24 protein-coding genes are annotated in these 24,150 nt (G+C 74.7%); 6 read left to right on the forward strand and 18 right to left on the reverse strand.

Annotation, left to right across the window (positions count from 1 at the left end; translation table 11 throughout):
• Window positions 1-74 precede the first annotated feature (74 nt).
• The 4 genes from hydA to ggt all read right to left on the reverse strand — a co-directional run bounded on the left by hydA (window position 75) and on the right by ggt (window position 5,814).
• Window positions 75-1,475: a dihydropyrimidinase gene (gene hydA, locus HOY81_RS07420; protein ID WP_237319416.1), complete on the reverse strand. Its 1,401-nt coding sequence runs from the start codon at window positions 1,473-1,475 to the stop codon at window positions 75-77.
• Window positions 1,472-2,806, reverse strand: coding sequence for an aspartate aminotransferase family protein (locus HOY81_RS07425; protein ID WP_237319417.1), 1,335 nt, complete (start codon window positions 2,804-2,806; stop codon window positions 1,472-1,474). Before HOY81_RS07425 ends, hydA begins: the two co-directional genes overlap by 4 nt.
• Entirely contained in the window at window positions 2,803-3,645 is an 843-nt protein-coding gene (locus tag HOY81_RS07430; RefSeq protein WP_237319418.1) for a nitrilase-related carbon-nitrogen hydrolase, read from the reverse strand. Before HOY81_RS07430 ends, HOY81_RS07425 begins: the two co-directional genes overlap by 4 nt.
• Before the next feature lie 351 nt (window positions 3,646-3,996).
• Window positions 3,997-5,814, reverse strand: a complete 1,818-nt coding sequence (ggt, locus tag HOY81_RS07435) for a gamma-glutamyltransferase (protein WP_237319419.1) — start codon at window positions 5,812-5,814, stop codon at window positions 3,997-3,999.
• Window positions 5,815-5,964: 150 nt separating this feature from the next.
• Here ggt and HOY81_RS07440 point away from each other — a divergent pair, with 150 nt between their 5' ends.
• Window positions 5,965-6,738 carry a hypothetical protein gene (locus HOY81_RS07440; protein ID WP_237319420.1) on the forward strand — a complete coding sequence of 258 codons (774 nt, stop codon included), beginning with the start codon at window positions 5,965-5,967 and terminating at the stop codon, window positions 6,736-6,738.
• A gap of 61 nt (window positions 6,739-6,799) precedes the next feature.
• Window positions 6,800-8,050 carry a low temperature requirement protein A gene (locus HOY81_RS07445; protein ID WP_237319421.1) on the forward strand — a complete coding sequence of 417 codons (1,251 nt, stop codon included), beginning with the start codon at window positions 6,800-6,802 and terminating at the stop codon, window positions 8,048-8,050.
• On the opposite strand, the gene HOY81_RS07450 is transcribed toward HOY81_RS07445, so the two are convergent.
• The 9 genes from HOY81_RS07450 to HOY81_RS07490 form a co-directional block, all read right to left on the reverse strand.
• Entirely contained in the window at window positions 8,026-8,469 is a 444-nt protein-coding gene (locus HOY81_RS07450) for a DUF6278 family protein (protein ID WP_237319422.1), read from the reverse strand. The genes HOY81_RS07445 and HOY81_RS07450 overlap by 25 nt on opposite strands.
• Before the next feature lie 111 nt (window positions 8,470-8,580).
• A complete protein-coding gene (locus HOY81_RS07455; protein ID WP_237319459.1) occupies window positions 8,581-9,360 on the reverse strand; it encodes an exodeoxyribonuclease III in 780 nt (259 codons plus the stop codon).
• An 85-nt stretch (window positions 9,361-9,445) separates the two neighbouring features.
• Complete coding sequence (locus tag HOY81_RS07460) at window positions 9,446-10,105, reverse strand: MBL fold metallo-hydrolase (protein WP_237319423.1); 660 nt, start codon at window positions 10,103-10,105, stop codon at window positions 9,446-9,448.
• A 13-nt stretch (window positions 10,106-10,118) separates the two neighbouring features.
• Window positions 10,119-11,384, reverse strand: coding sequence for a 4-carboxymuconolactone decarboxylase (gene pcaC / locus HOY81_RS07465; RefSeq protein WP_237319424.1), 1,266 nt, complete (start codon window positions 11,382-11,384; stop codon window positions 10,119-10,121).
• A gap of 129 nt (window positions 11,385-11,513) precedes the next feature.
• Window positions 11,514-12,122 carry a hypothetical protein gene (locus HOY81_RS07470; RefSeq protein ID WP_237319425.1) on the reverse strand — a complete coding sequence of 203 codons (609 nt, stop codon included), beginning with the start codon at window positions 12,120-12,122 and terminating at the stop codon, window positions 11,514-11,516.
• Window positions 12,119-13,264 carry an ROK family glucokinase gene (locus HOY81_RS07475; RefSeq protein ID WP_237319426.1) on the reverse strand — a complete coding sequence of 382 codons (1,146 nt, stop codon included), beginning with the start codon at window positions 13,262-13,264 and terminating at the stop codon, window positions 12,119-12,121. The genes HOY81_RS07470 and HOY81_RS07475 overlap by 4 nt, the downstream gene beginning before the upstream one ends.
• Before the next feature lie 180 nt (window positions 13,265-13,444).
• Complete coding sequence (locus tag HOY81_RS07480; protein WP_237319427.1) at window positions 13,445-14,200, reverse strand: GntR family transcriptional regulator; 756 nt, start codon at window positions 14,198-14,200, stop codon at window positions 13,445-13,447.
• A 92-nt stretch (window positions 14,201-14,292) separates the two neighbouring features.
• Window positions 14,293-15,090 carry a bifunctional 2-polyprenyl-6-hydroxyphenol methylase/3-demethylubiquinol 3-O-methyltransferase UbiG gene (locus tag HOY81_RS07485; protein ID WP_237319428.1) on the reverse strand — a complete coding sequence of 266 codons (798 nt, stop codon included), beginning with the start codon at window positions 15,088-15,090 and terminating at the stop codon, window positions 14,293-14,295.
• Window positions 15,091-15,300: 210 nt separating this feature from the next.
• Entirely contained in the window at window positions 15,301-15,768 is a 468-nt protein-coding gene (locus HOY81_RS07490) for an ATP-binding protein (protein ID WP_237319429.1), read from the reverse strand.
• Window positions 15,769-15,977: 209 nt separating this feature from the next.
• Here HOY81_RS07490 and HOY81_RS07495 point away from each other — a divergent pair, with 209 nt between their 5' ends.
• Together HOY81_RS07495 and HOY81_RS07500 are read left to right on the forward strand one after the other, a co-directional pair.
• Window positions 15,978-16,835 (forward strand): helix-turn-helix transcriptional regulator, encoded by an 858-nt coding sequence (locus tag HOY81_RS07495; protein ID WP_237319430.1) that lies wholly within the window; start codon window positions 15,978-15,980, stop codon window positions 16,833-16,835.
• Window positions 16,836-16,842: 7 nt separating this feature from the next.
• On the forward strand, window positions 16,843-17,079 hold the full coding sequence (locus HOY81_RS07500) for a DUF397 domain-containing protein (RefSeq protein WP_237319431.1): 237 nt from the start codon (window positions 16,843-16,845) through the stop codon (window positions 17,077-17,079).
• Here HOY81_RS07500 and HOY81_RS07505 read toward each other — a convergent pair.
• The 4 genes from HOY81_RS07505 to allB all read right to left on the reverse strand — a co-directional run bounded on the left by HOY81_RS07505 (window position 17,072) and on the right by allB (window position 21,241).
• Complete coding sequence (locus HOY81_RS07505; protein ID WP_237319432.1) at window positions 17,072-17,650, reverse strand: N-acetyltransferase; 579 nt, start codon at window positions 17,648-17,650, stop codon at window positions 17,072-17,074. The two genes, HOY81_RS07500 and HOY81_RS07505, sit on opposite strands and share 8 nt — an antisense overlap.
• Window positions 17,651-17,663: 13 nt before the next feature.
• Window positions 17,664-18,593, reverse strand: a complete 930-nt coding sequence (locus tag HOY81_RS07510) for a sugar kinase (RefSeq protein ID WP_237319460.1) — start codon at window positions 18,591-18,593, stop codon at window positions 17,664-17,666.
• Between the two features lie 177 nt (window positions 18,594-18,770).
• Window positions 18,771-19,898, reverse strand: a complete 1,128-nt coding sequence (gene alc / locus HOY81_RS07515) for an allantoicase (RefSeq protein WP_237319433.1) — start codon at window positions 19,896-19,898, stop codon at window positions 18,771-18,773.
• The gene (gene allB, locus HOY81_RS07520; RefSeq protein ID WP_237319461.1) at window positions 19,895-21,241 is read right to left on the reverse strand and encodes an allantoinase AllB; all 1,347 of its coding nucleotides are present in this window, start codon (window positions 21,239-21,241) and stop codon (window positions 19,895-19,897) included. Before allB ends, alc begins: the two co-directional genes overlap by 4 nt.
• 314 nt (window positions 21,242-21,555) lie before the next feature.
• Here allB and HOY81_RS07525 point away from each other — a divergent pair, with 314 nt between their 5' ends.
• Window positions 21,556-22,356, forward strand: a complete 801-nt coding sequence (locus HOY81_RS07525; RefSeq protein WP_237319434.1) for an IclR family transcriptional regulator — start codon at window positions 21,556-21,558, stop codon at window positions 22,354-22,356.
• A gap of 525 nt (window positions 22,357-22,881) precedes the next feature.
• On the opposite strand, the gene HOY81_RS07530 is transcribed toward HOY81_RS07525, so the two are convergent.
• The gene (locus HOY81_RS07530) at window positions 22,882-23,238 is read right to left on the reverse strand and encodes a DUF5955 family protein (RefSeq protein WP_237319435.1); all 357 of its coding nucleotides are present in this window, start codon (window positions 23,236-23,238) and stop codon (window positions 22,882-22,884) included.
• A 163-nt stretch (window positions 23,239-23,401) separates the two neighbouring features.
• Between HOY81_RS07530 and HOY81_RS07535 the strand changes: the two genes are divergently transcribed.
• Complete coding sequence (locus HOY81_RS07535; RefSeq protein WP_237319436.1) at window positions 23,402-24,013, forward strand: NTP transferase domain-containing protein; 612 nt, start codon at window positions 23,402-23,404, stop codon at window positions 24,011-24,013.
• Window positions 24,014-24,150: the final 137 nt, after the last annotated feature.

Raw genomic sequence — 24,150 nt, forward strand, 5'->3', positions numbered from 1 at the left:
TCCTTTCCGGTCTGTCCGGTCTGCTGCGGCCTGCCCGGGACGGCCCGGGCCGGTACGGGCGGGTGCGCGCGCGGCTAGCCGAGGAACTGGCAGGTGCCGCGCGGGGTGTACTGGCCGTGGCCGGCGTGGCCGGTGTAGGAGCCGCGGTCGATGATCGTGCGGCCGCGGGAGAGCACGGTCTCCACCCGGCCGGTGAGGCGCTTGCCCTCGTAGACGGAGTAGTCGACGTTCATGTGGTGCGTGGCGGCGGAGAGGGTCTGCTCCGCGCCCGGGTCGTAGAGGACCACGTCGGCGTCCGAGCCGGGGGCGAGGGTGCCCTTCTTGGGGTAGAGCCCGAACATCCGGGCGGGGGTGGCACAGGCGATCTCGATCCAGCGGCGGCGGCTGAGGTGCCCGTCGAGCACGGCCTGGTGCAGCAGGTCCATGCGGTGCTCGACACCGGGCAGGCCGTTGGGGATCTTGGAGAAGTCGCCGCGGCCCAGCTCCTTCTGGCCGCTGAAGCAGAACGGGCAGTGGTCGGTGGAGACCACCTGGAGGTCGTTGGTGCGCAGCCCCTTCCACAGCGCCGCCTGGTGTTCGCGGGGCCGCAGCGGCGTGCTGCACACGTACTTGGCGCCCTCGAAGTCCGGCTCGGCGAGGTTGTCGGTGGAGAGGAAGAGGTACTGCGGGCAGGTCTCCCCGAAGACGGGCAGGTCCTTGTCGCGGGCGGCGGCGAGTTCGGCGACGGCCTCCTCGGCGGAGACGTGCACGACGTACAGCGGCGCGCCGGCCACCCGGGCGAGCTGCACGGCGCGGTGGGTGGCCTCGGCCTCCAGCAGCACCTTGCGGACCTCGCCGTGGTGGCGGGGGTCGGTGCGCCCGGCGGCGAGGGCCTGCTGGACCAGCACGTCGATGGCGATGCCGTTCTCCGCGTGGATCATGGTGAGGGCGCCGTTGTCCGCGGCGCGCTGCATCGCGCGGAGGATCTGGCCGTCGTCGCTGTAGACCACCCCGGGGTAGGCCATGAACAGCTTGAACGAGGTGATTCCTTCCTCGACCAGCAGGTCCATCTCCTTGAGGGTGCCCTCGTTCACGTCGGAGAGGATCATGTGGAAGGCGTAGTCGACGGCGCACTGGGCGTCGGCCTTCGCGTGCCACTGGTCGAGCCCCTCGCGCAGCGCGTGCCCGCGGGTCTGCACGGCGAAGTCGATGACGGTGGTGGTGCCGCCCCAGGCGGCCGCCCGGGTCCCGGTCTCGAAGGTGTCGGAGGAGAAGGTCCCGCCGAAGGGGAAGTCCATGTGGGTGTGGGCGTCGACGCCGCCGGGGAGGACGTACCGGCCGGTGGCGTCCAGCTCCTCGTCGGCGGTCCAGGCGGCCGCGGCGTCGCTGCCGTGGGTGGCCAGCGCGGCGATGCGCCCGTCCTCGACGAGCAGGTCGGCGTGGAGTTCGTCGGCGGCGGTGATCACCAGTCCACCCCGGATGACCGTACGGCTCATGGGTTTCCGCTCCCTTCCAGCTCGGTCTGTGCCGCGTGGAGGGCCTCCTCCAGGACGGCGGCGCCCTCCTCCGCTTCCGCCACGGTGAGCGACAGCGGGGGTGCGACGCGCAGCACGCTGCCCAGGTGGCTGCCGCCCTTGCCGAGGAGCAGGCCGCCCTCCCGGGCCGCCTCCAGCACCAGCGAGGCCGCCTCGGGCGAGGGCTCGTCGGTGCCGGGCCGCACCAGTTCGATGCCGATCATCAGGCCGCGGCCGCGCACCTCGCGGACGACGCTCAGCCCGGCGCAGGCGGCCCGCACCCGTTCCAGCAGCAGTCCGCCGACGCGGCGGGCGTTGCCCTGCAGGTCGTGCTCCAGCAGGTGGGTGAGGTTGGCGTGGGCGGCGGCCATGGTGACCGGGCTGCCGCCGAAGGTGGAGATGGAGTTGGCGTCCAGGCAGTTCATGACCTCGGCGCGGGCGACGACGCCGCCGACGGACATGCCGTTGCCGATGCCCTTGGCGAAGGTGAGCACGTCCGGCGGGCCGTTGCCGGCGTGCGCCTGCCAGCCCCAGAAGTGGTCGCCGGTACGGCCCCAGCCGGTCTGCACCTCGTCGGAGATCCACAGGATGCCGTGCCGGTCCAGCACCTCGCGGAAGGCGGCGAGGAGGCCGTCCGGGGGCGCGGTGAAACCGCCGACGCCCTGCACCGGCTCGGCGATCAGCGCGGCCACCCGGCCGCCGGTCTGGCCGAGCAGGTCCTCCAGGTCGGCGACGCAGGCGCGGACGAAGGCGGCGTCGTCCAGCCCGGCGTAGGGGCCGCGGGTGCGCACCCCGCCGTGCACGTAGAGGGTCTGCAGCGGGGAGAGGGTGGTCGGGGACCAGGCGCGGTTGCCGGTGATGCCGACGGTGGAGAAGGAGCGGCCGTGGTAGCTGTTGCGCAGGGCCAGGACCTGGTGGGAGCCGCGGTACGCGGTGGCCAGCAGCAGCGCCGCGTCGTTGGCCTCGGTGCCGGAGGTGGTGAAGAAGACGCGCGCGTCCGGGATGCCGGAGAGCGCGGCGATGCGCTCGGCCAGCTCCACCATGGGGCGGTTGAGGTAGAGGGTGGAGGTGTGCAGGATGCGGCCCGCCTGCTCGCTGACGGCCTTGGTGACCTCGGGCAGCGCGTGGGCGGTCATGGTGGTGAGGATGCCGCCGAAGAAGTCCAGGTAGCGGCGGCCGTCGGCGTCCCAGACGTGGCGGCCCTCGCCGTGCGTGAGCTCCAGCGGGCGGTCGTAGTAGAGGGCGAGCCAGCCGGGCAGCACGGCCCGGTGGCGGTGGAGGAGGTCGTCCCGGTGGTCGCTGCGTCCGGTCACGGCCGCACCAGCCCCTCGTACGCGTCCGGGCGGCGGTCCCGGTAGAAGGCCCACTGCTGCCGGACCTCGTCGATCAGCGAGAAGTCCAGGTCCCGTACGAGCAGTTCCTCCTCCTTGTCGCTGGCGACCTCCCCGACGAACCGCCCGCGGGGGTCGACGAAGTAGCTGGTGCCGTAGAAGTCGTTGGCGCCGTACTCCTCGGTGCCGACGCGGTTGATGGCGGCGACGAAGTACTCGTTGGCGACCGCGGCGGCGGGCTGTTCGAGCTGCCAGAGGTAGGCGGAGAGACCGCGGGAGGTGGCGGAGGGGTTGTAGACGAGCTGCGCGCCGGCCAGGCCGAGGGCGCGCCAGCCCTCGGGGAAGTGGCGGTCGTAGCAGATGGAGACGCCGACCTTGCCGACCGCGGTGTCGAAGACGGGCCAGCCGAGGTTGCCGGGCCGGAAGTAGTACTTCTCCCAGAAGCCCTCGACCTGCGGGATGTGGTGCTTGCGGTAACTGCCGAGCACCGTGCCGTCGGCGTCGATCACGGCGGCGGTGTTGTAGTAGAAGCCGGACTGCTCGACCTCGAAGACGGGCACCACCAGCACCATGCCGGTCTCCCGCGCCAGGGCCTGCATGCGCCGCACGGTCGGGCCGTCCGGCACCGGTTCGGCCCAGCGGTAGTGGGCGGGGTCCTGGACCTGGCAGAAGTAGGGGGCGTTGAACACCTCCTGGAAGCCGAGGACCCGCGCTCCCTGCCGGGCCGCCTCGCGCGCGTGGCGCTCGTGCTTCTCGATCATGGACTCGGTGTCCCCGGTCCAGGTGGCCTGGACCAGCGCGGCGCGCACCACATCGGGCATGAACAGCTCCTTCGTACGAGGTGTACGACATCCGCCGGGCTCGACTCGCGTAGACCCGCGCGGATCCGCGAAGAACGACCGGATCCGCGTGAGGATGTGACCGTAGATCCCGGCCACGGCGGTGGCAAGGGCATCGGCGTCAGGTCGCCGACAGATGCCTGTCCGGCGGAGCGGACGGCCGCCACGGCGGTGGGTCCGCGGCGGCGGTCGGTGGCCGCGGGGCATCCACCGGCCGGGGCGTGAGGAGAGCACGGGCGGAGTCGTGAGGGGAGAGAGGACGGGCAGGGGCGTGAGGAGAACACGGCGGGGGTCACCGGCGGCGGAAGGCCGCCTGGTGGCCCCCGCCCCGGTTCACGGGCGGACCACCATGGCCGCGCCCCCGCCGCGGCGCTCCGGCTCCGCGGCCGCAAGCCAGCGGCCGCCTGGCAGCCGCTGTACGCCCGTCGCGGCGCCGATCTCCGGGTTGCGGGCGAAGCGGTGGCCGAGCGCCTCCAGCTGACGGCGGACCGGGGAGTCGTACAGCCCGGGCTCGAGCTGGGTCACGGCGGTGTTGCGCTGGCTGGTCCGCGGTGCGGCGACGGCCCGGTGCAGCGGGAGGCCCCGGTCGACGTGGTTCACCAGGATCTGCAGCACGGTCGTGATGATGGTGGAGCCGCCGGGCGAGCCGAGCGCGGCGACCGGTTCACCGTCCCGGAGCACCAGGGTGGGCGACATCGAGGACCGGGGACGCTTGCCGGGGCCCGGCAGGTTGGGGTCGGGGACGTCCGGGCCCGCCGGGGCGAAGGAGAAGTCGGTCAGCTCGTTGTTGAGCAGGAAGCCGCGGCCGGGCACGGTGATGCCGCTGCCGCCGGTCTGCTCGATGGTGAGGGTGTAGGAGACGACGTCGCCCCAGCGGTCGGCCACGGTGAGGTGGGTGGTGCTGGTGCCCTCGTAGGTGAGCGGCGCCGCGCGGCCGCCCGGCGCGCAGGCCCGCGGGTCGCGCGGGTCGCCGGGGGCGAGCGGGCTGGTCAGCGCCCGGTCGTCGCGGATCAGGCAACCGCGGGCGTCGGCGAACTCCTGGGAGAGCAGGCCGCGGGTGGGCACGTCCTCGTGGGCGGGGTCCCCGACCCAGCGGCCGCGGTCGGCGAAGGCGATGCGGCTCGCCTCCAGCACGCGGTGCAGCCGGTCCGTGGCGTCCATGCCGCCGAGGTCGAAGCGCTCCAGGATGTTCAGTGCCTCGCCCACGGTGGTGCCGCCGGAGGAGGAGGGCGCCATGCCGTAGACGTCCAGTCCCCGGTAGCCGACCCGGGCCGGGCGCTGGGCCTTGACGCCGTACGCCGCCAGGTCGCGGAGGGTGAGGTCGCCGGGCCGGACCTCGCGTTCGGCCGCCGGGTCCACGGGGGGCCGGCGGACGGTGCGGACCAGGTCCCGCGCGAGGTCGCCGTGGTAGAAGGCGTCCATGCCGCGGCGGCCGAGCTCCCGGTAGGTGCGGGCGAGGTCCGGGTTGCGCAGCCGGGAGCCGGTCTCGGGGAGTTCGCCGCCGGGCAGGAAGAGCGCGGCGCTGGCGGGGAAGTCGGCGAAGCGGTCGGCGTTGGCGGCGGTCTGCGCGCGGAAGGTCTCGTCGACGACGAAGCCGCGGGCGGCCAGCCGGGCGGCGGGCCGGAGCGCCTGCCGCAGGGAGAGGGTGCCCCAGGTGTCCAGGGCGGTCTCCCAGGTGGCCGGGGTGCCCGGGGTGCCCACGCTCAGCCCGCTGGTGACGGCCTCGTCGAAGGGCAGCGGCGCGCCGTCCTCCAGGAAGAGGTCCTCGCGCGCGCTGAGCGGGGCGCGTTCACGGCCGTCCAGGGTCTGCACCCGGCCGGTTCGTGAGTCGTAGTGGACGAAGTACCCGCCGCCGCCGAGCCCGGCCGAGTAGGGCTCGGTGACGCCGAGGGCGGCAGCGGTGGCCACGGCGGCGTCCACGGCGTTGCCGCCGCGCCGCAGCACGCGGATGCCGATGGCGCTGGCCTCCGGGTCGACGCTGGCGACGGCGCCTCCGTGACCGACGGCGACGGGTGATTTCTGCGGTGTTCCGGGCGGGTGGTGCGGGGCCGGGGCAGAGCCGGCGGAGCCGGTCGCGGCGGCCGGCGCGCCGAACGTGGCGGCCGCGGTGAGGGCGGTGAGGAGGGACAACAGGCGGGCGGGACGGCGCATCCGGAACCTCCAGTGATCGGCCGTCAGCGCAGCGTAGTGCGCCGGGGGCAGGCACGTCAGCACCGCACGCCCTACGCGGGGACGGTCCGGGCCGGAGGGGCACGCCCGGCAGGGGTGCCGCCGGCGACCTGACATGTACGCTGCCGGGCCATGGACGACAACCTGCGCGAGCTCGTGCTCGGCGTGCTCACGGCCGGGGTCACGGCCGCCCTGGGCTGGTTCCTGCGGACGCATCTCTGGCGCCGCCGGCTCCGTCGCACCCAGCGCTTCTTCGGGCTCCCGCCGCACTCCCGGTGCCTGCTGGTGGTCAACAACGACCCGTCCGTCACCGAGCGGGCGGTGGCCCGGCACGACGTCTACGCGCTGCTGGAGCTGTCCGCGCTCATCAAGGACTGCGAGGCGCAGGCCGACATCGTCGCGCACGACGCGGCAGAGCAGGGGTTCGGCGAGCGCACCGAGTTCTGTCTCGGCGGCCCCGTCTCGAACAGCCGGACCGCGGCCCACCTGAAGTCGCTGCTGCCGGGCGTCTCGGTCGGCACGGACCCCGAACCGGGCCCGGACCGGGCCGCCTTCACCATCGGCGGCGAGACCCACCGGATGGAGAAGGGGACCAGCGAGCACGTGCTGCTCGCCCGGCTGACCGCCGGGGAGAACGGCACGCAGCGGCCCGTCTTCCTCTTCGCGGGACAGACCGGGATCACCAACCAGGCCGCCGCCCGCTATCTGGCCCGCCACCACGTCCGGCTGGCCCGCAGGCACGGCCACAAGGGGACCTTCTGCCTGCTGCTGCGGGTGCACAACTCGGAGGCGTACGGCCCGGACATGGTGGAGCTGGTCGCCGACGTCACGCGGGCGGCCACCGCTCCCCCGGCGGCCGCCTCCGGCGGCGGCACCCGCCGCGGGAGCGCTCGCGCGTCCGGCTGAACCCGGGAGCGCGGCGCGCGTCCCCGCCGGCATCCGCGGAGGACGTCCCGAGACTGAACGCATGACGCGAACGACGCCCTCCGGGCCGCCCCGGACCCCGTGGGTGCGCCGGATGAGGGAACGGGACCCCGCGGCACCGCACCGGCCCGCCACCCCTCTCGAACTCTTCTTCGACCTCTGTTTCGTCGTCGCCGTCGCCCAGGTCTCCACGGAGCTGCACCACGCCTTCGCCGAGGGGCACTTCGCGGAGGGCACCGGCCACTACCTGCTGGTGTTCTTCGCCATCTGGTGGGCCTGGATGGGCTTCACCTGGTTCGCCTCCGCCTACGACACCGACGACGTGCCGTACCGGGTGGCGACCTTCGTGCAGATCACCGGGCTGCTGGTGTTCGCCGCCGGAGTGCCACGCGCCTTCACCGAGCTGGACTTCCGGGTGACCGGAACCGGATACGCGATCATGCGCCTCGGCCTGGTCTCCCAGTGGCTACGGGCCGCCCACGCACACCCGGAGCGCCGTCGCACGTCCCTGCGGTACGCGGTGGCACTGGTGGCGGTGCAGACCGGCTGGCTGCTCTTCGTCTTCCAGGCCCGGCCGACCGGCGGGCTGCTCGCCGTGTTCGTGCTGCTCGGGCTCGCCGACCTGGCGACGCCGGTGTGGGCCGAGCGGGCGGGCGGCACCGCCTGGCATCCGCGCCACATCACCGAGCGGTACGGGCTCTTCACCATCATCGTGCTCGGCGAGTCGGTCCTCGCGGCCACCGTGGCCGTGGAGGGCGCGGTGCGGGAGGGGCTGACCACGGACCTGCTGACCGTGATCGCGGGCGGACTGCTGACGGTGTTCGCGCTGTGGTGGGTCTACTTCGCCAAGCCCTACGCCGGCTATCTGGTGAGCAACCGGGTCGCGTTCGTCTGGGGGTACGGCCATCTGCTGCTCTTCGCCTCCGTGGCCGCCGTCGGCGCCGGGCTGGCGGTGGCCACCGCGCACGCCACCCACCACGCGGACATCGGCGCGACGCAGGCGGCCGCCACGGTGACCGTCCCGGTCGCCGTCTTCCTGCTGGTGACCTGGTTCCTGCTGGTGCGGCCACGGCACGGCGGGGTGGCGTACGGCGCGTTGCTGCCGGTCACCGCAGGGCTGGTGCTGCTCGCCACTCCGGGCCCCCGGCCGGTTCTGGTGTGCGGGCTGCTGCTCGCCGCACTGGTGGCGGTGGGCGTGGCCGCCGCGCACTGTGCACCGGGAGCGGAACCGGACGGTCCTCCCGAGGGAGAGCAGGGACCGGGAACGGGTCAGTCCTCGGAGAGCTCCGCGTAGATCTGCGAGAGCTCCGGCGTGCCGGTGGCCGCCCAGGAGCGGCCCTCCTCCAGCACGTCCACCTCCAGTCCGGAGGGCAGCCGCACCACGGGCTGCCCGCCGGGCCAGAGCTGCCAGGCCGCGCCCGGAACGGTCCGCAGGATGACGGTGCCCAGATAGAGTCCCGCATCCCCGCCGAGCCACGGCTCCACCTCGGGGTCCTCGCGCCAGCGCGGCAGGAGCTGGTCGAGCGCGGCCAGCGACTCCACCGTGTCGTCCAGCTCCACCCCGGCCCGTCTCGCGTGGTCGCGCAGCAGCTCGCACTCGGAGAGGAGCTGGGCGACCCCCTCGGGGTCGGCGGAGAGCGCGTCGGCGAGCGCCGCCCCGCCGGCCGGCTCTCCGTGCCGCTTGCGCCACTGGTCGAGGAAGGGGATGTTCATACCGCTCAGCGTGGCATCCGGGCAGCAGGAAGCACCACAGGCGCGCTGGCGCCGGTTGCCCCGCGGCACCGGGCGTCCGCCGTCCGGGGCCCGCCCCGCCCCGGGGCTTCCTCAGAGCTCCAGGTCGACGACGACCGGGGCGTGGTCCGAGGGTCCCTTGCCCTTGCGGGCCTCCCGGTCCACGTAGGCGTCCCGCACGGCGTCGGAGAAGGCGCGGTTGCCGTAGACCAGGTCGATGCGCATGCCGCGGTTCTTCGGGAAGCAGAGCTCGCGGTAGTCCCAGTAGGTGAAGGGGTGGTCGTACTTCAGCGGGCGCGGCATCACGTCCGACAGCCCCGTCTCGCGCAGCGCGGCGAGGGCCGCCCGCTCCGCCTCGGTGACATGGGTGGCGCCCTCGAAGCGGGAGATGTCCCAGACGTCCTCGTCGGCCGGCGCGATGTTGAAGTCCCCGAGAACGGCGAAGGGCGGCGCCGCCGCGGCGTCCGGCTCCGCGGTCTTGCGCAACGCGGCCAGCCACTCCAGCTTGTACGCGAAGTGGGGGTGGCCGACCTCGCGCCCGTTCGGCACGTACACCGACCATACGCGCACCCCGCCGCAGGTCGCCGCCACCGCACGGGGCTCCTGCCCGCCGTCGAAGTCCGGGCCGTCCGGAAGCCCCAGCACGGGGTCGGACAGCCCGGCGCGGGAGAGCACCGCCACGCCGTTCCACCGGCCGTCGGCGTGCACCACGGCCTCGTACCCCAGCGCGCGGAGCTGCTCCGCCGGGAAGGCCTCCGCGGTGCACTTCAGCTCCTGGAGGCAGACCACGTCCGCCGCGCTGCTCTCCAGCCACGACAGGAGCCGCGGCAGCCGCGCGGTGACGGAGTTGACGTTCCACGTCGCGATACGCAATGCCATGCGCTCCAACCTACCCGCCCCCGCCGACAGCCCGGCCGTCGCCCGCTGCCCGGGGCCCACGGGGCCGCTCAGGGGCGGCTCACCGTGCGGGCGCCGGGACCGTGGTGCTCTCCCCCGGGGCCAGCCGGAGGTGTTCCGCGCCGCCGACCCCCGGGCCGCCCTCCCCGAGCATCCGCCCGTACACCGGGTGGGCGACGGCGGAGAGCAGCCCGTCGTGGATGTCGTACGCCTGCCGGGGCGCGACCTCGCGCAGGTAGTCGATGACCTCCGCGACCTTGTTCCACGGGGCGTGCACGGGCAGCAGCAGGGTGTCCACGGGGCGGCCGGGCACGGTCAGCGCGTCGCCGGGGTGGAAGACGCTGCCGTCCACGACGAAACCGATGTTGGTGATCCGCGGGATGTCGGGGTGGATCACCGCGTGCAGCTCGCCGTGCACCTCGATCTCGAAGCCCGCGGCCGTGAAGGTGTCGCCCTGCCCGACGGTGTGCACCCGGCAGGGGAAGGCGGGGGCGACCCGGTCGGCGACGCTGCGCAGGGTCCAGATCTCCGCGGCCGGGTTCGCCTCCATGGCGGCGCGCAGCCGGTACTCGTCGAAGTGGTCGGGGTGCTCGTGGGTGACCAGGATCGCGTCGGCGCCCAGCGCGGCGTCCTCCTCGGAGAAGCCGCCGGGGTCGATGACGAGCGTACGGTCGTCCTGGGCCAGGCGTACGCAGGCGTGGCCCTGCTTCGTGAGCTCCATGGCGGCCATTGTGCTACTCCTGTGGGGTCGTCTCCTCGCGGATGACACGCTGCGCCACGGCGAAGGCCGAGTGGGCGGCCGGCACCCCGCAGTAGACGGCGGCGTGCAGCAGCACCTCCTTGATCTCGTCCGGGGTGAGGCCGTTGCGCAGCGCCGCGCGGGTGTGGAAGGCGAGCTCGTCGAGGTGGCCGCGGGAGAGCAGGGCGGTCAGGGTGATCACCGAGCGGGTGCGCCGGTCGAGGCCGGGCCGGTCCCAGACCTCGCCCCAGGCGTAGCGGGTGACGAAGTCCTGGAAGTCGCGGGTGAAGCCGTCGGCGTTCTCCAGCGCCCGGTCCACATGGGCGTCGCCGAGCACCTCCCGCCGTACCTTCAGGCCCGCGTCGTACGGGTCGGCGCGCACCGCGCCGGTCCCCGGGTCCGCCGCCTCCAGCTCGGCGACCGCGGCGGGCTGCGGCGAGGAGGGCGTGAGCACGGGCGCAGGAGCGGGCGGCCCGGCGGCGGACTGCTGCCGGCTCGTGGTGAAGTGCCGGATGAGCAGCTCGGTGACGGCGCCGGGTTGCTCGACCGGCACCAGGTGGGAGGCGCCGGGGACCATCGCCAGGCGGGCGTCCGGTATCCCGGCGACCAGCGCCCGGGCGTCGGCCGGCGGGGTGGCCTGGTCCTCGGAGCCGGCCACGATGAGTGCGGGCACCCCGATCCGGCCGAGCTCGGCGCGGATGTCGAAGGCGGCCAGCGCCTCGCAGGCGGCGATGTAGCAGCCGGGGTCGGTGGTGCGCACCATCTGCACGGCCCACTCCACGATGGCGGGCTGCGCGGCGGCGAACGCGGCGGTGAACCAGCGCTCCGGGGCGGACCGCGCGATCGGCTCCAGCCCGTTGGTGCGGACCACCACGCCGCGCTGCCGCCAGGTGTCCGGGGTGGCGTGCCGGGCGGAGGCGGAGACCAGGGCCAGCGAGGAGACCCGCTCCGGGTGGGCGAGGGCGAGCTGGGCGCCGACTGCGCCGCCGAGCGAGCAGCCCGCGTAGCCGAACCGGTCGACGCCGAGCGCGTCCACGGTGGCCAGCAGGCGGTCCGCGAGTTCCGCGACCGACGGGGCGGGGTGGGCGGGCGCGCCGCCGTGCCCCGGGAGGTCGATGCGGAGGACGCGCCAGTGCCGGGTGAGTTCGGGGATCTGCCGGTCCCACATGTGCCAGGTCGCGCCCAGCGCGGGACCGAGGACGAGCAGCGGCGCGCCGCCGGGGCCGTCCGTCCGGTACTGAAGGGTCTTCGTCTCGCTCACCCGGTCACGCTATCGAGGGATGCCGCGGCCGCTTCCCCGGGGTTCCGGGGACACAGGCCGTTCACGGGACGTTCACGGAAGCGGCCCGGGAGGCCCCGGGAGCGGCCCCCGGCCGCGCCGGACGGGTGGTCAGAAGGTGACGACCGAGCGGACGTACACCCGCGGCCGCTGCTCGGCGGAGGTGTCCACGACCACGGACAGGTCCGGGTCCGGGCCGGACTGCGGGTGGGTGAGGCCGGCGTAGCTGCGCCCGTCGTCACGGAAGTCCCAGCCGACGACGGCCGCCTGCCGCGCGGTGATGGGCACCGTGCCGGGGCGCAGCGCGGAGCGTCCGGTTCCGATCTCCTCCAGGAAGGCCCCGAGGTTCTTCCGGGAGGTGCGGAACTGCACGTAGAGCGTGCTCTTCTCCCAGCCGTTGGTCTCGTAGTAGGCGACATAGCTCGATCCCTGCGGGATCGGCACCTCGTAGACGCGCCGCTGGACCTTGCTGGGCCACTCCCAGTGCAGGTCGCTCAGGGCCGCCTCGCGCTGCTTGTCCTCGCCGCTCTCCCGGCTGACGAAGGCGGACTGGACCAGGATCGCCGCGGGGATCGCGATCAGCAGCACCACGACGAGCAGGGTCAGCACCCGGTGCCGCGGCCGGTGCGGCGGGCGCGGGTTGACCGGCAGGAGGGAGGTCCGCGGGGGCATGGGGTCCTCGGTGGCGGTGGGGGCGGCGGGCCCGGTGGGCGGCGTCACTGGCCCACCGCCCGGCGCAGGTTGTCCGCGGCGCGCTCGTAGCGTTCGTAGCGCTCCAGCCGGCGCCGGTTGGCGCGCCGGAAGCGGCGGGCGACGAGCCGGGCCAGGTCTGCCGCGCCGACCATCCCCGCCTCCGGGCCGAGCTGGGCCTTCACGATGCGGGCCTCCGGCCGGTAGCCGCGCCCGGTGAGATGCCGGCGGAAGGCCTCCCGGGCCGGTTCGGTCAGCAGCTCGTCGGCGGCGCTGACGCCGCCGCCGATGACGAAGCAGGACGGGTCCAGGGCGGCGGCCAGGTTGGCCAGTCCGATGCCCAGCCACTGCCCGATGTCCTGGAAGAGCTCGACGCACATGGCGTCCCCGGAGCGGGCCAGCTCGGTGATCAGCGGCCCGGTGATGTCCCCCACCTGGCCGCCGACGCGGTCGATGATCCCGTACGCCACCGGGGACTCGGCCACGGCGAGTTCGCGGGCCTCGCGGACCAGGGCGTTGCCGGAGCTGTACTGCTCCCAGCAGCCGCGGTTGCCGCACGGGCAGCGATGGCCGCCGGGCACCACCTGCATGTGGCCGAACTCCCCGGCGACGCCGTACCGGCCGCGCTTGACCCGGCCGTCCTCCAGGATGGCGCCGCCGATGCCGGTGCCGAGGGTGATCATGACCAGGTGGTCCTCGCCGCGCCCGGCGCCGAAGCGCCACTCGCCCCAGGCGGCGGTGTTGGCGTCGTTGTCCACCATCACGGGCACGGCCAGCCGGGCGGTGAGGGCGTCCTTGAGGGGCTCGTCCCGCCAGGCGAGGTGGGGGGCGAAGAGCACCCGGGAGCGGTCGGCGTCCACCCAGCCGGCCGCGCCGATGCCGACGGCGTGCACGTCGTGCCGGTCGGAGAGGTCGAGCACCAGCTCGGTGATGGTGTCCTCGACGACCTGGGGGCTCTTGGACTTGTCCGGTGTCTCGGCGCGGACCCGCTCCAGGATGTGGCCGTCCGCGTCCACCACGCCGGCCATCACCTTGGTGCCGCCGATGTCGATGCCGACGGTGGGCACCCTTGGGGCGGACAGGTGCGAACGCCGCTCCCGGGTGCTGACGGTGCGGAGCACGCTGCTGCTGGGCGCGCTCCGGCGGTACACGCGGTCACGTCCGGCGCTCACGGCGTGACCCCCGTGCCGGGTGCCGGGCGGGTGCGAGGGCGGCTGCGGGAGGGTGCGCGCAACTTCTCGTCTCGTCTCTGCGTGATCTCGGTGATCTCGGTGAGCTCGGTGTCCGTCGGGGCGGCGGAGCGCCCGCGTGCCGATTGTGCCACGTGGGGCCGGGCGCCCGGGGCGGGCCGGTCAGCCGCGGACCAGGAGCTGGAACTCGAAGGCGTACCGGGAGGCCCGGTAGAGGTGGGAGCCGAACTCGACGGGCCGGCCCGTGTCGTCGAAGGCGGTCCGCTCCATGGTGAGCAGCGGCGCTCCGGCCGGTTCCTCGAGCAGTTCGCCCTCCTCCGGGGTGGCGGCGCGGGCCCCGACGGCCTGCCGGGCGCTGTGCAGGGTGACCCCGGCACCGCGCAGCAGCCGGTAGAGCCCGGTCCGCTCCAGTTCCTCGGCGTCGGCGGTGAGCAGCTCCGGGGGCAGGTGGTTCCGTAGATAGGCCATGGGTTCGCCGTGAGCGAGGCGGAGCCGTTCCACCGTCCGCACTTCGGCGCCCTCGGCGATGCCGAGAGCGGCCGCGACCTCCGCGGTGGCCTCCCGGCTCTCCAGCCGGAGCACTCGGGTGGCGGGGTGCTGTCCCGCCGCCTCCAGGTCGTCGTAGAGGCTGCTCAGCTCCAGCGGCCGCTTGATCTGGCTGTGCACCACCTGGGTGCCGATGCCGCGGCGGCGGACCAGCAGGCCCTTGTCGACGAGCGCCTGGATGGCCTGCCGCACGGTGGGCCGGGACAGTCCGAGCCGCCCGGCCAGGTCGATCTCGTTGCCGAGCAGGCTGCCGGGGGCGAGCTTTCCCTTCTCGATGGCGGACTCGAGCTGCTGCGAGAGCTGGAAGTACAGCGGCACCGGGCTGCTGCGGTCCACGCCGAGCTCGAGATCGGCCGGTTCCCTCTTGGTCACCCGGGGAGCGTAACCCGCACCCCGGGGCTCCGGAAGCCGTAGGTTCGGATGTCCGGACAAGAAAAGGATCTCGCGGAAGCCCCACCCCCGCCTCACCGCGGCCCCGGGACCTCCGCGACGAGCTGGAACAACCGCGCCACCGAGCGGTAGGGCGCCCGGTCGGAGAGCGCCAGCTCCAGCGCCTCCAGCGCGGCGTAGAAGCCGGGCTCTCGCTTGCGCTCCTCGTCCGTGATGTGGTCGGCGACGCTGCGGATGCCGTAGTGGTGCACCGGGCCGCAGCCGCGGGCGTCCAGTTCTGCGACGGCCTCCTCGGCGGTGTGCAGGGTGATCTCGGCGTCGAAGGTGAAGGCGGTGCCGCGCCGCTCGTCGAGCGCTGCCAGGGCGGCCGCCGGGTCCAGGTCCCGCACGGCGAGCGCCGGCGGGACGGAGTGCCGGTTGACGGCCATCAGGGAGAGCAGCCCGCCGGGCCGCACCAGCGGCAGCGCCGCCGCCACGGCGGGCCGTACGGTGCGCTGGTACTGCAGCAGGTTGTGGCAGATCACCAGGTCGAAGGCGTCACGGGTGAGAGTGGCGGGCAGCGCGAAGACGTCCGCCTCGACGGTGGCGAGCCGGTCCGCGGCACCGGCCGCGCGGGCCCGCTCCCGGGCGGCGGCCAGCATGCCCGGGGAGAAGTCCACCACGGTGACATGGTGCCCGCGGGCGGCGAGCGGAACGGCGTCGCCGCCGTCGGCCCCGGCCAGGTCCAGCACCCGCAGCGGGCGGCCGCCCTCCGGCAGGTGGCGGGCCAGGTTGTGCGCGGCGAGGGTGTAACGGAGCCGCCCCCACGGGCTCGCCTGCCAGTCGCGCCAGGCCTCCATGGCGTCGTCGAAGGTACTGGGGCTTCCGGTCATCCCGGCAGCCTACGCCGCGACGGGCCACCGCTCCGGCAGGAGCGGACGAGCCGCCGTTCCGGCGGACCGCCCGGGTGACCGTGCGCGGCGGCCCGCGCCGCGGAGGGCCCCGGGCGCCCCGGGAGGACCACGCCGGGGACGGCGCCCCCGGGAGAAGCACCCGGCCGCCGCGGCGCACCCCCGTGCCCACACCGCGGCGGACCGGGCACGTCAGGTGGGTGCCGGTGCCAGCTCCACCCAGACCGTACGGCCGCGCCCCTGCGCGGCGCAGTCCACGCCCCACTCGTCGGAGAGGGTGTCGACGAGCAGCAGCCCGCGGCCGTGCTCGTCCTCGGGCGTGGCCCAGCAGGGCAGTGGTGCGGACCGCTCCGAGCCCTCGTCGTGGATCTCCAGGCGGAGCCGGCTGCCGCCGGCCCGCAGCAGGCAGCGCACCCGCGCGCTGTCGGTGTGCACCACGGCGTTGGTCACCAGCTCGGAGACGAGGAGTTGCGCCGTGTCGCAGAGGCGGGCGGGGAAGGACCAGCGCCGGAGCTGGCGGCGCACCCTCCTGCGGGCGTCCGCCGGGGCGCCGTCGTGCGCGGCGAGTTCGAAGCCCGCCCAGAGGAGGTCGGCGTCGCCCGCGTCCTCGCCGGGCGGCAGGGCGAGCACCGTGGCGCCGGGAGTCAAGGCCACGAGCATTCCGCCTTCCGTCCGCATACGGGTGATGCCGGGAACGTGTGTACGCCCGGTGCCCCACTATCCAGTGCGCCGGGAGCATCTGGCAAGAGGCGTTCTGCGAATTGCAGAATAGCCCCGGCAAGATGTTGGTTCCGTGGTCGCCGCATGCAACACTGCTGCGCGGCGGCGCGGTTGACGTCTGCGTGGCGTACGGACGAGGGAGGGGCGCGGTGCCTGACGCGCGTTCAGCACCGACCGTGGGGCAGATCGTCCTCGGTCTGCGGCTCCGCGACCTGCGGGAGCGCGCCGGTGTCTCCTTCGAGGCGGCCGCCCGTGCGCTGAGCGTCAACCCCACCACCGTCCGGCGCATGGAGAAGGCCGAGGTGGGCCTGAAGCCGGTCTACGTGGAGAAGCTGCTCCAGGTGTACGGCGTGCCGCAGGCCGAGTGCGTGGCCTTCCTCGGCCTGGTGGAGGAGGCCGGGAACCCGGGCTGGTGGCACCGCTTCCGGGATGTGCTGCCGCCCTGGTTCAGCCTGTACGTGAGCCTGGAGGAGTCGGCCGCGCTGATCCGGGCGTACGAGCCGCACTGCGTGCCCGGGCTGCTGCAGACCCCGGACTACGCGCGCGCCTTGCTGCGGGTGGGTTTTCCCGGCGCGCCCGCCGAGGAGCTGGACCGCCGGGTCGCGCTGCGGATGGAACGCCAGGCGCTGCTGCACCGCCCCTCGCCGCCCCGCTTCTGGGCGGTGGTGGACGAGACGGTGCTGCGCCGGCCGGTCGGCGGTGCCCGGGTGATGCGGGAGCAGCTCGACCGGCTCTCCGAACTGGTGGCGCTGCCTCATGTCACCCTGCAGATCCTGTCCTTCGCGAACGGGCCCCACCCGGGGATGTTCGGGCCGTTCCAGCTCTTCCGCTTCGACATCCCCGAACTCCCCGACATCGTCTACACCGAGAGCCTGACGGGTGCCGTCTATCTGGACGAACGCCCGGACACCGTCGCCTATCTGGAGGCGCTGGACCGGATGGGGGCGCAGGCCGCGCCCCTGAAAGACACCGAGCGGATCCTCGGTGACCTGCGCAAGGAGCTCTGAACCCCCCATGGACCGGATATACAACGGCATGCCCGCGAGGGACCTCGGCAGCCACGGCTGGCACAAGCCGTGGAGCGGCACCAACGGCGGCAACTGCGTGGAGGTGCTGAAGCTGTCCGACGGCCGGGTGGCGCTGCGGCAGTCCAGCGACCCGGACGGTCCCGCCCTGATCTACACCCCACACGAGATCCAGACCTTCATCGAGGGTGCCAAGAACGGCGACGCCGACTTCCTGCTCACCTGACCGCCCGCGCGCCGCCCCGCCCCCGGGGCCGGCGCAGCCGCTTGACCATGAAGGTGCGGGCTTCGGCCACCCGGTGGGTGGCGCCCGCCCCGTCCCGGTACGACCAGCAGTGGAGATAGGGCAGTTCGCTGCGGAAGCCGAGCCGCTTGTAGAGCGCCTCGGCACGCGGGTTGTTCCGCTCCACACCGATGCCCAGACACGGGGTGCGGCGGGCCACGGCCAGCTCCTCGGCGGCCTCCAGCAGCACGACGCCCACCCCCGGGGAGCGCATCACCTCCGGCCAGGCGCCGAGGCCCTCGACCTCGGCGCACTCCGGGCAGCGGGTGCGGACCACGGGATCCGGGCAGCCGTCCCAGCGCACCTCGCAGCTCGCCACCGGAAGGCCGTACCGCCAGGCCACCAGATAGCTGCCACGGCCGGCCTGGTGCCGGGCGAAGCAGCGGGCGTGCCGGCCCGGGGCGTCCGGGGCGGGCATGTGCCGCTCCAGCAGGGCGAGATCGCCGGCCCGGCACGGGGCCACCTCGGCCCCGCTGGGCGCGGGCCCCTCCGGGTCGCCGGTACCACCGCGCATGCTGCTCCCCCTCTCAGCCGGGCCGGTGCGCCCCGCCCCCGCCGAACATCGCCAGTGTGCGGTCCCGCAAGGCCGCGGTGGGGAGCCCGTCGGTGTCGGCCGGCGCCTGCACCGCCAGCGCCGCCACGCAGGCCGCCTCCGCCAGCGCCCGCTCCGGCGGCGCCCCGCGGAGCCAGGCGGAGAGCCAGCCGCCGGCGAACGCGTCCCCGGCGCCCACCGGGTCGGCGACCTGCACGGCGAACGGCTCGTGCCGCCACGTGCCCTCCCGGCTGACGGCGGTGGCCGAGTGGTCGCGGCGCTTGACGACCACCGTCCCCGCCCGGCCCAGCTCCAGCAGCGCCTTGGCGCCCTCGTCGGCGCCGCCGCCGAGCAGCAGCTCCAGTTCGTCCTCGCCCGCGACCACGAGGTCGGCCTCGCGCAACAGCGGGCCGACGGTGCGTATCCAGGCGTGGTCGCCGCCGAGGTTCTCCCGGACGGACGGGTCCAGGCTGACGGCCGCCCCGGCCTGCCGCGCGACCTCGATCAGCCGGTGCGTGGCCTCGGCGGCGGACCGGGAGAGCATCGGCGTGATCCCGGAGACGTGCACCAGGCGGGCGCCGTGCAGGGCCTCCGGAACGATCTGCGCGGGCGTCAGCCGGGAGCCGGCGGAGCCGGTGCGGTAGTACTGGGCGTCGATGGCGCGCTGCGGATGGCTGTCCCGCAGCAGCAGACCGGTGGGGGCCTCCGGGTCCCGGACGGCGTACGACACGTCGACGCCGTCGGCGCGCAGCTCGCGCAGCACCGCGTCGCCCGCCGGGTCGGCACCGACCCGGCCGAGCCAGCGCGCCGGGTGCCCGAGGCGGGCCAGGCCCGCCGCGACGTTGGACTCGGCGCCCGCCACGGCGCGGCGGAAGTGCGTCGCGCGCTCCAGCGGGACGCCGGGCTCGGCGAGCATCAGCAGCATCGCCTCGCCGCAGGTCACGGCTTCCGGCCCGAATGCCACCCTTGCCTCCCGTGTGTACGCCGCCGGTCATCGCGTTCGCGGGGAACGCTACCGGTTGCCGCAGACAATGCCACCCCTCGGCCGCCGGGCCGAGGGGTGACCTCGCCGGGAACGGGTTCCGGCCGGCCCGCGCCGCGGTCAGCCGCCGAGCTCCCGGTGGCGCGCCGACAGCCGCCGGGCCCCCTCCTCGGTGAGCGAGCCGTGCAGCCGCAGCCGGGCGATGCCGCCGTCGGGGAAGATGTCGAGCCGGACGTCGGTGACCGGCGGCGTCCCGTCCAGCAGGAAGCGGTGCACGGTGTCCGGCTGGAGCCGGGTGCGGGGCAGCAGTTCGCGCCACTCGGCGTCCCGCCCGTCCCGGCCGTGGAGCGCGGCCCAGCCCGCGGCGTTGCCCTTGAGGTAGCCGGTGTCGATCTCGACGGCGCGGACCACGGCCTGCTCGGCGAGGGCGTAGCGGATCCAGTCGTGGCCGGCGTCCCGGCGCCGGCGGGTCTCCCAGCCGTCGTCCATCTTGCGGGAGCGGCCGGGCTGGATGGTGTTCGTGGCCGGGGAGTAGAAGCGGTCGGAGGCGTCCCGCACCGCGCCGCCGTTCTCCAGCGCGACCAGGTCGAAGGTGCCCAGCGCGGCGAGCCATGCCGGGTCGGGGGCGACCTCGCCGTGCACCCGCAGCCGCGCGATGCCGCCGTCCGGGTGCTGCTTCAGGCGGAGGTGGGTGAAGCGCCGCTCGGCGGTGACCTCGAAGCCGTTGGCGGCGTGCCCGCCGATCTCGGTGCGGGGCACCAGCTCGGTCCACCGCACGTCGTCGCCGAGCAGCTCCTCCGGGGAGGGGGACCCGTCCACGGCGGCGGCCTCCACGGAGACCGCCTGCGGGTGGTTGCCGCGGAAGTGGGCGGTGTCCACGACGAGGCCGCGGATCACACCGGGGGCGCCGAGCCGGATCAGCGCCCAGTCGTGGTCGTCCTCGGCGGGGTGCGGCGCCTCGGCGGAGACGCCGCGCCGGCGGCGGGTCTCCCAGCCGTCCATGATCTTGCCCTTGTGGCCGAAGTGCTCCGGGTCGAACTCGGCGGCGCCCGGCTTGAGCAGGTTCTCCCGCTCGGCGAAGAACTCGTCGTTGGCGGCGATCACCGAGGCGCCGAGCCGCCGGTCGGCCAGGTCGGCGAGTCGGGTGAAGGGCAGGTCGGCGGAGCGGTAGTCGGCGTACGGGTCGCCGCCGCCGTAGGGGCTCGCATCACCGGTGAAGCGGGGGATCGCGGGTGTGGCCGCGCTCATGCGGGGTTCCTCTCGATCAGTCGGCCGGACGTGCGGACGGGACGGGAGTGGTCGGTGATCTGCTCCCCGCGCAGCCAGCTCGACCGTACGACGCCGTGCAGCGTGCGGCCGGCGTACGCGGTGACCCGGTTGCGGTGGTGCAGGGCGGCCGGGTCCACCGTGAAGGTCTGCTCGGGGGCCAGGACGGCGAAGTCGGCGTCGCGGCCCGGCGCGATGGCGCCCTTGGCGGCGAGGCCGGCAAGGGCGGCGGGCCCGCCGGACATCCAGCGCACCACGTCGTCCAGTGAATGCCCGCGGCGGCGGGCCTCGGTCCACACCGCGGGCAGCCCGAGCTGGAGGGAGGAGATGCCGCCCCAGGCGTCCCGGAAGTCCGGGGTCTTCAGGTCGGCGGTGCAGGGCGAGTGGTCGGACACGACGCAGTCGATGACGCCGTCGGCCAGGCCCTGCCAGAGGGCGTCCTGGTTCTCCCGCTCCCGGATCGGCGGGCAGCACTTGAACTCGGTGGCGCCGTCCGGCACCTCCTCGGCGGTGAGGGTGAGGAAGTGGGGGCAGGTCTCGACGGTCAGCCGCACGCCCTCCCGCCGGGCCTCCGCGATCATCGGCAGCGCGTCGGCGGACGAGAGGTGCAGCACGTGCACCCGGGCGTCGAGCTGCCGGGCCAGCCGGACGAGCAGCGCGACGGCGTCGTTCTCGGCCGCGCGGGGCCGGGAGGCGAGGAAGTCGGCGTACCGGCCACCGGCCCGCTGCGGGGCCGCGGACAGGTGGGCCGGGTCCTCGGCGTGCACGATGAGCAGGCCGCCGAAGGAGGCGATCTCGGTGAGGGCGGCCTCCAGTTGCCCGGCGTCGAGCTCCGGGAACTCCTCGACGCCGGACGGGGAGAGGAAACACTTGAAGCCGAAGACGCCCGCGTCGTGCAGTGGGCGCAGCTCGGCCACGTTGCCGGGCACGGCACCGCCCCAGAAGCCGGTGTCCACGTGGGCCTTGCTGCGGGCGACGTCCTGCTTGACGCGCAGGTGGTCCACGGTGGTGGTGGGCGGCAGCGAGTTGAGCGGCATGTCGAGCAGCGTGGTGACGCCCCCGGCCGCCGCGGCCCGGGTGGCCGTCCAGAAGCCCTCCCACTCCGAGCGGCCCGGGTCGTTCACATGCACGTGCGTGTCGACGAGGCCGGGCAGCAGCGCGTCGTCCCCGAAGTCCTGCAGCCGGGCGCCCGCGGGGACCTCCGCGTCGTGCGGCAGCACGGCGGTGATGCGACCGCCGGCGACCGTCACGGACGCCGGCCGGGTGCCCTCGGGCGTGACGACGCGCGTCGAGCGCAGCACGAGCTGGGACGAATCCGGCGGCACGGACACGGCGGTCCTCCTCTTCCTGTTCCTCGGCCCGCCACAGCGCTTCCACACTGCGGAATTTCAACGTTCTGTTGAGAAGTCTTCATTCCGGGACGGCACCCCGTCAAGACCAGGCCGGATCTTGGAGGTTTCCACAAAACGAAAACCAGTTTTCGCAAAGTAGAATGTCTGTCCTGTCACTGGCGCTCCCGCCCCACGCCTGCCGGGCCGGACAAAACGCTCGTGACCGGCGGAGACGCCGCGCCCACGACACTGTGGACCCCCGGTAGGGACCGGTAGCATGCGGCACACCCGCAGGAAAGGAACGCGAAGTGCCGCCGTCCGCCGAGCGCAAGACCTCCGCCTCGCCCGCCCCCGCCTCCGGTGGTGGCGTGCAGTCCCTCGAGCGCGCCTTCGACCTGCTGGAGCGGATGGCGGACGCCGGCGGCGAGGTCGGCCTGAGCGAGCTCTCCAGCAGCAGCGGGCTGCCGCTGCCCACCATCCACCGGCTGATGCGCACCCTGGTGGCGTGCGGCTACGTCCGCCAGCAGCCCAACCGCCGGTACGCCCTCGGGCCCCGGCTGATCCGCCTCGGCGAGAGCGCCTCGCGGCTGCTCGGCACCTGGGCACGGCCCTACCTGGCCCGGCTGGTCGAGGAGACCGGCGAGACGGCCAACATGGCCATGCTCGACGGCGACGAGGTGGTCTATGTCGCGCAGGTGCCCTCCCGGCACTCCATGCGGATGTTCACCGAGGTCGGCCGCCGGGTGCTGCCGCACTCCACCGGCGTCGGCAAGGCACTGCTGGCCCACACGCCCGCCGAGGAGGTGCGGGCGCTGCTCGCGCGCACCGGCATGCCGGCCGCCACGGAACGGACCCTCACCACCCCGGAGGGCTTCCTGGACGCGCTGGAGCACGTGCGGGAGGTGGGCTACGCGGTGGACGACAACGAGCAGGAGGTCGGTGTGCGGTGCATCGCCGTGACCGTCCCGGACTCGCCGACCGCCGCGGCCATCTCCATCTCCGGTCCGGCCGGGCGGGTGACCGAGGCCGCCACCGACAAGTTCGTGCCGCTGCTGCACGAGGTGGCCCGGGATTTGTCGGCCGCGCTCGTCTCCACACACGGGCCCTGAGGGCGCCGGTCCGCCGGGCCCGCCCGGGAGAGCCCGCCGCGCGTGCCGTCCTCCGCGGAGTCTGCTCACGGAGCCGGAGAGGGCAGCCGTCGAGCGGCCGGATCCGTCGGCGTGCAGGGGGCGGCCCGCTGCGCCGGCCGCGCCGGAGGGCCGGTCGGCTGGCCCTCCGGTCCCGGGCACCGGCGGCCCGCAGCGCCGTCGGCTCCCCGCGAGGCCGCGCCCGCGGGCGGGGCGCGGCGATCCGGAACGGGTCGGCGGCGGCAGCAGAGCCTCTGCGCGCCGGCGGACGGCCGTTCCGGTCATGGGGCACCCGCCCGTTCGGGGCCGGATCACGGCGGGCGGACGGTAGCGCGCCGCCGCGCGTACTCCGCGGCGGCGCGCCCCGTCATGTGCCTTCGGGCCGGGTGCTGGCCCCGGGACCGGGCCGCCCCGGCCCGCCTGCCTCAGCGGCGCGCCGGAAGCCTCCCGGCCACCGGTACGGGCGCCGGCCACGGAACCGGGCGCAACCCCGGACGCCGGCCGCCGCTACGCCCGCGGCGGTCCCGGCTGCGAACCGGCCGGGTCGCCGAAGAGCTCGACGGCCTGCCGCAGTTCGGCCAGCGCCGCCGCCAGCGCGCTCACCGAGCCGAGTGCGGCGGCGACGAGCAGCAGCGCACCGCGCAGCCGCGGCAGCTCCGGCAGGCCGTCCCGTGCCATCGCCTCCATCCCGGCCAGCTCCTCCTCGGCGGTCTGCCGGTCCGGCAGCTCCGCGGGGTGGGCCGCCAGCTCCCGGCGGACCCGGTCCACCGACCGGCGCAGGGCGGCCACCCGCGGGTCCGCCGCGGCACCGCCGGCGGAGTCCGCCGCGGCGGCGCGCTGCTCCAGCGCCTCGCTTCGCACCATGGTTCTCTCCCCCCACGGATCACACCGTCGGCCTCTCCCGGCCCCCGGGCCGGCGCGAGAGGTCCGCACAGTAAACGCCACGCTCCGCACACCGCGCCACACGGAGGGCGAAATTCCAGCCGGTATTGTTATCGCCTCGCAGCTCTCGGTCACCATGGACGGCATGGAGGACGTATCCGCCGGCCCCCGGGTCGCCGCGCTGCTGCTGGCCGCAGGCGGCGGGCGGCGCCTCGGCGGACGCCCGAAGGCCCTGCTGCGGCACCACGGCCGCCCCCTGGTCGAGCACGCCGTACGGGTGCTGCGGGAGGGTGGCTGCCTGCCCGCGGTGCGGGTGGTCCTGGGTGCCGCGGCGGCGGAGGTCCGGGAACAGGCCGAGCTGCCCGGCTGCGTACTGCTGGAGAACCCGGACTGGGCCCGCGGCATGGGCTCGTCACTGCGTACGGGCCTGCGGGAGCTGCCCGGGAGCGGGGCGGACGCGGCCCTGGTCTTCCTGGTCGACCAGCCGGGCATCGGCCCGGAGGCGGTGGCCCGGGTGCTCGCGGCGGCGCGCTCCCCCGGCACCCTGGCGGCCGCGTCGTACGGCGGCCGCCGCGGGCACCCGGTCCTGCTGGGCCGCACGCACTGGGCGGGAGTCGCCGCGGCGGCGGCCGGGGACCACGGAGCCCGGGACTATCTGCGGACCCACGCGGCCCGGCTGGAACTGGTCGAGTGCGGCGACGTCGCCGACCCGGCGGACGTGGACACACCCGGGGACCTCTCCCGGCTCACGCCCTGATCCGGGCTCCCGCCGTACCGTGAAACGCGGTGGCACGCCGGGCCATCGGCGCCCCCGTCGACGGGAGAGAAATGTCTCGACGTCAACAGAGTATTGAACTTCCACAATAAGAAAACTACTCTCCACTGGTCAGAAGC

It is taken from the genome of Streptomyces sp. JJ36, assembly GCF_021696945.1.
In the GTDB taxonomy this organism is placed as follows: domain Bacteria; phylum Actinomycetota; class Actinomycetes; order Streptomycetales; family Streptomycetaceae; genus Streptomyces.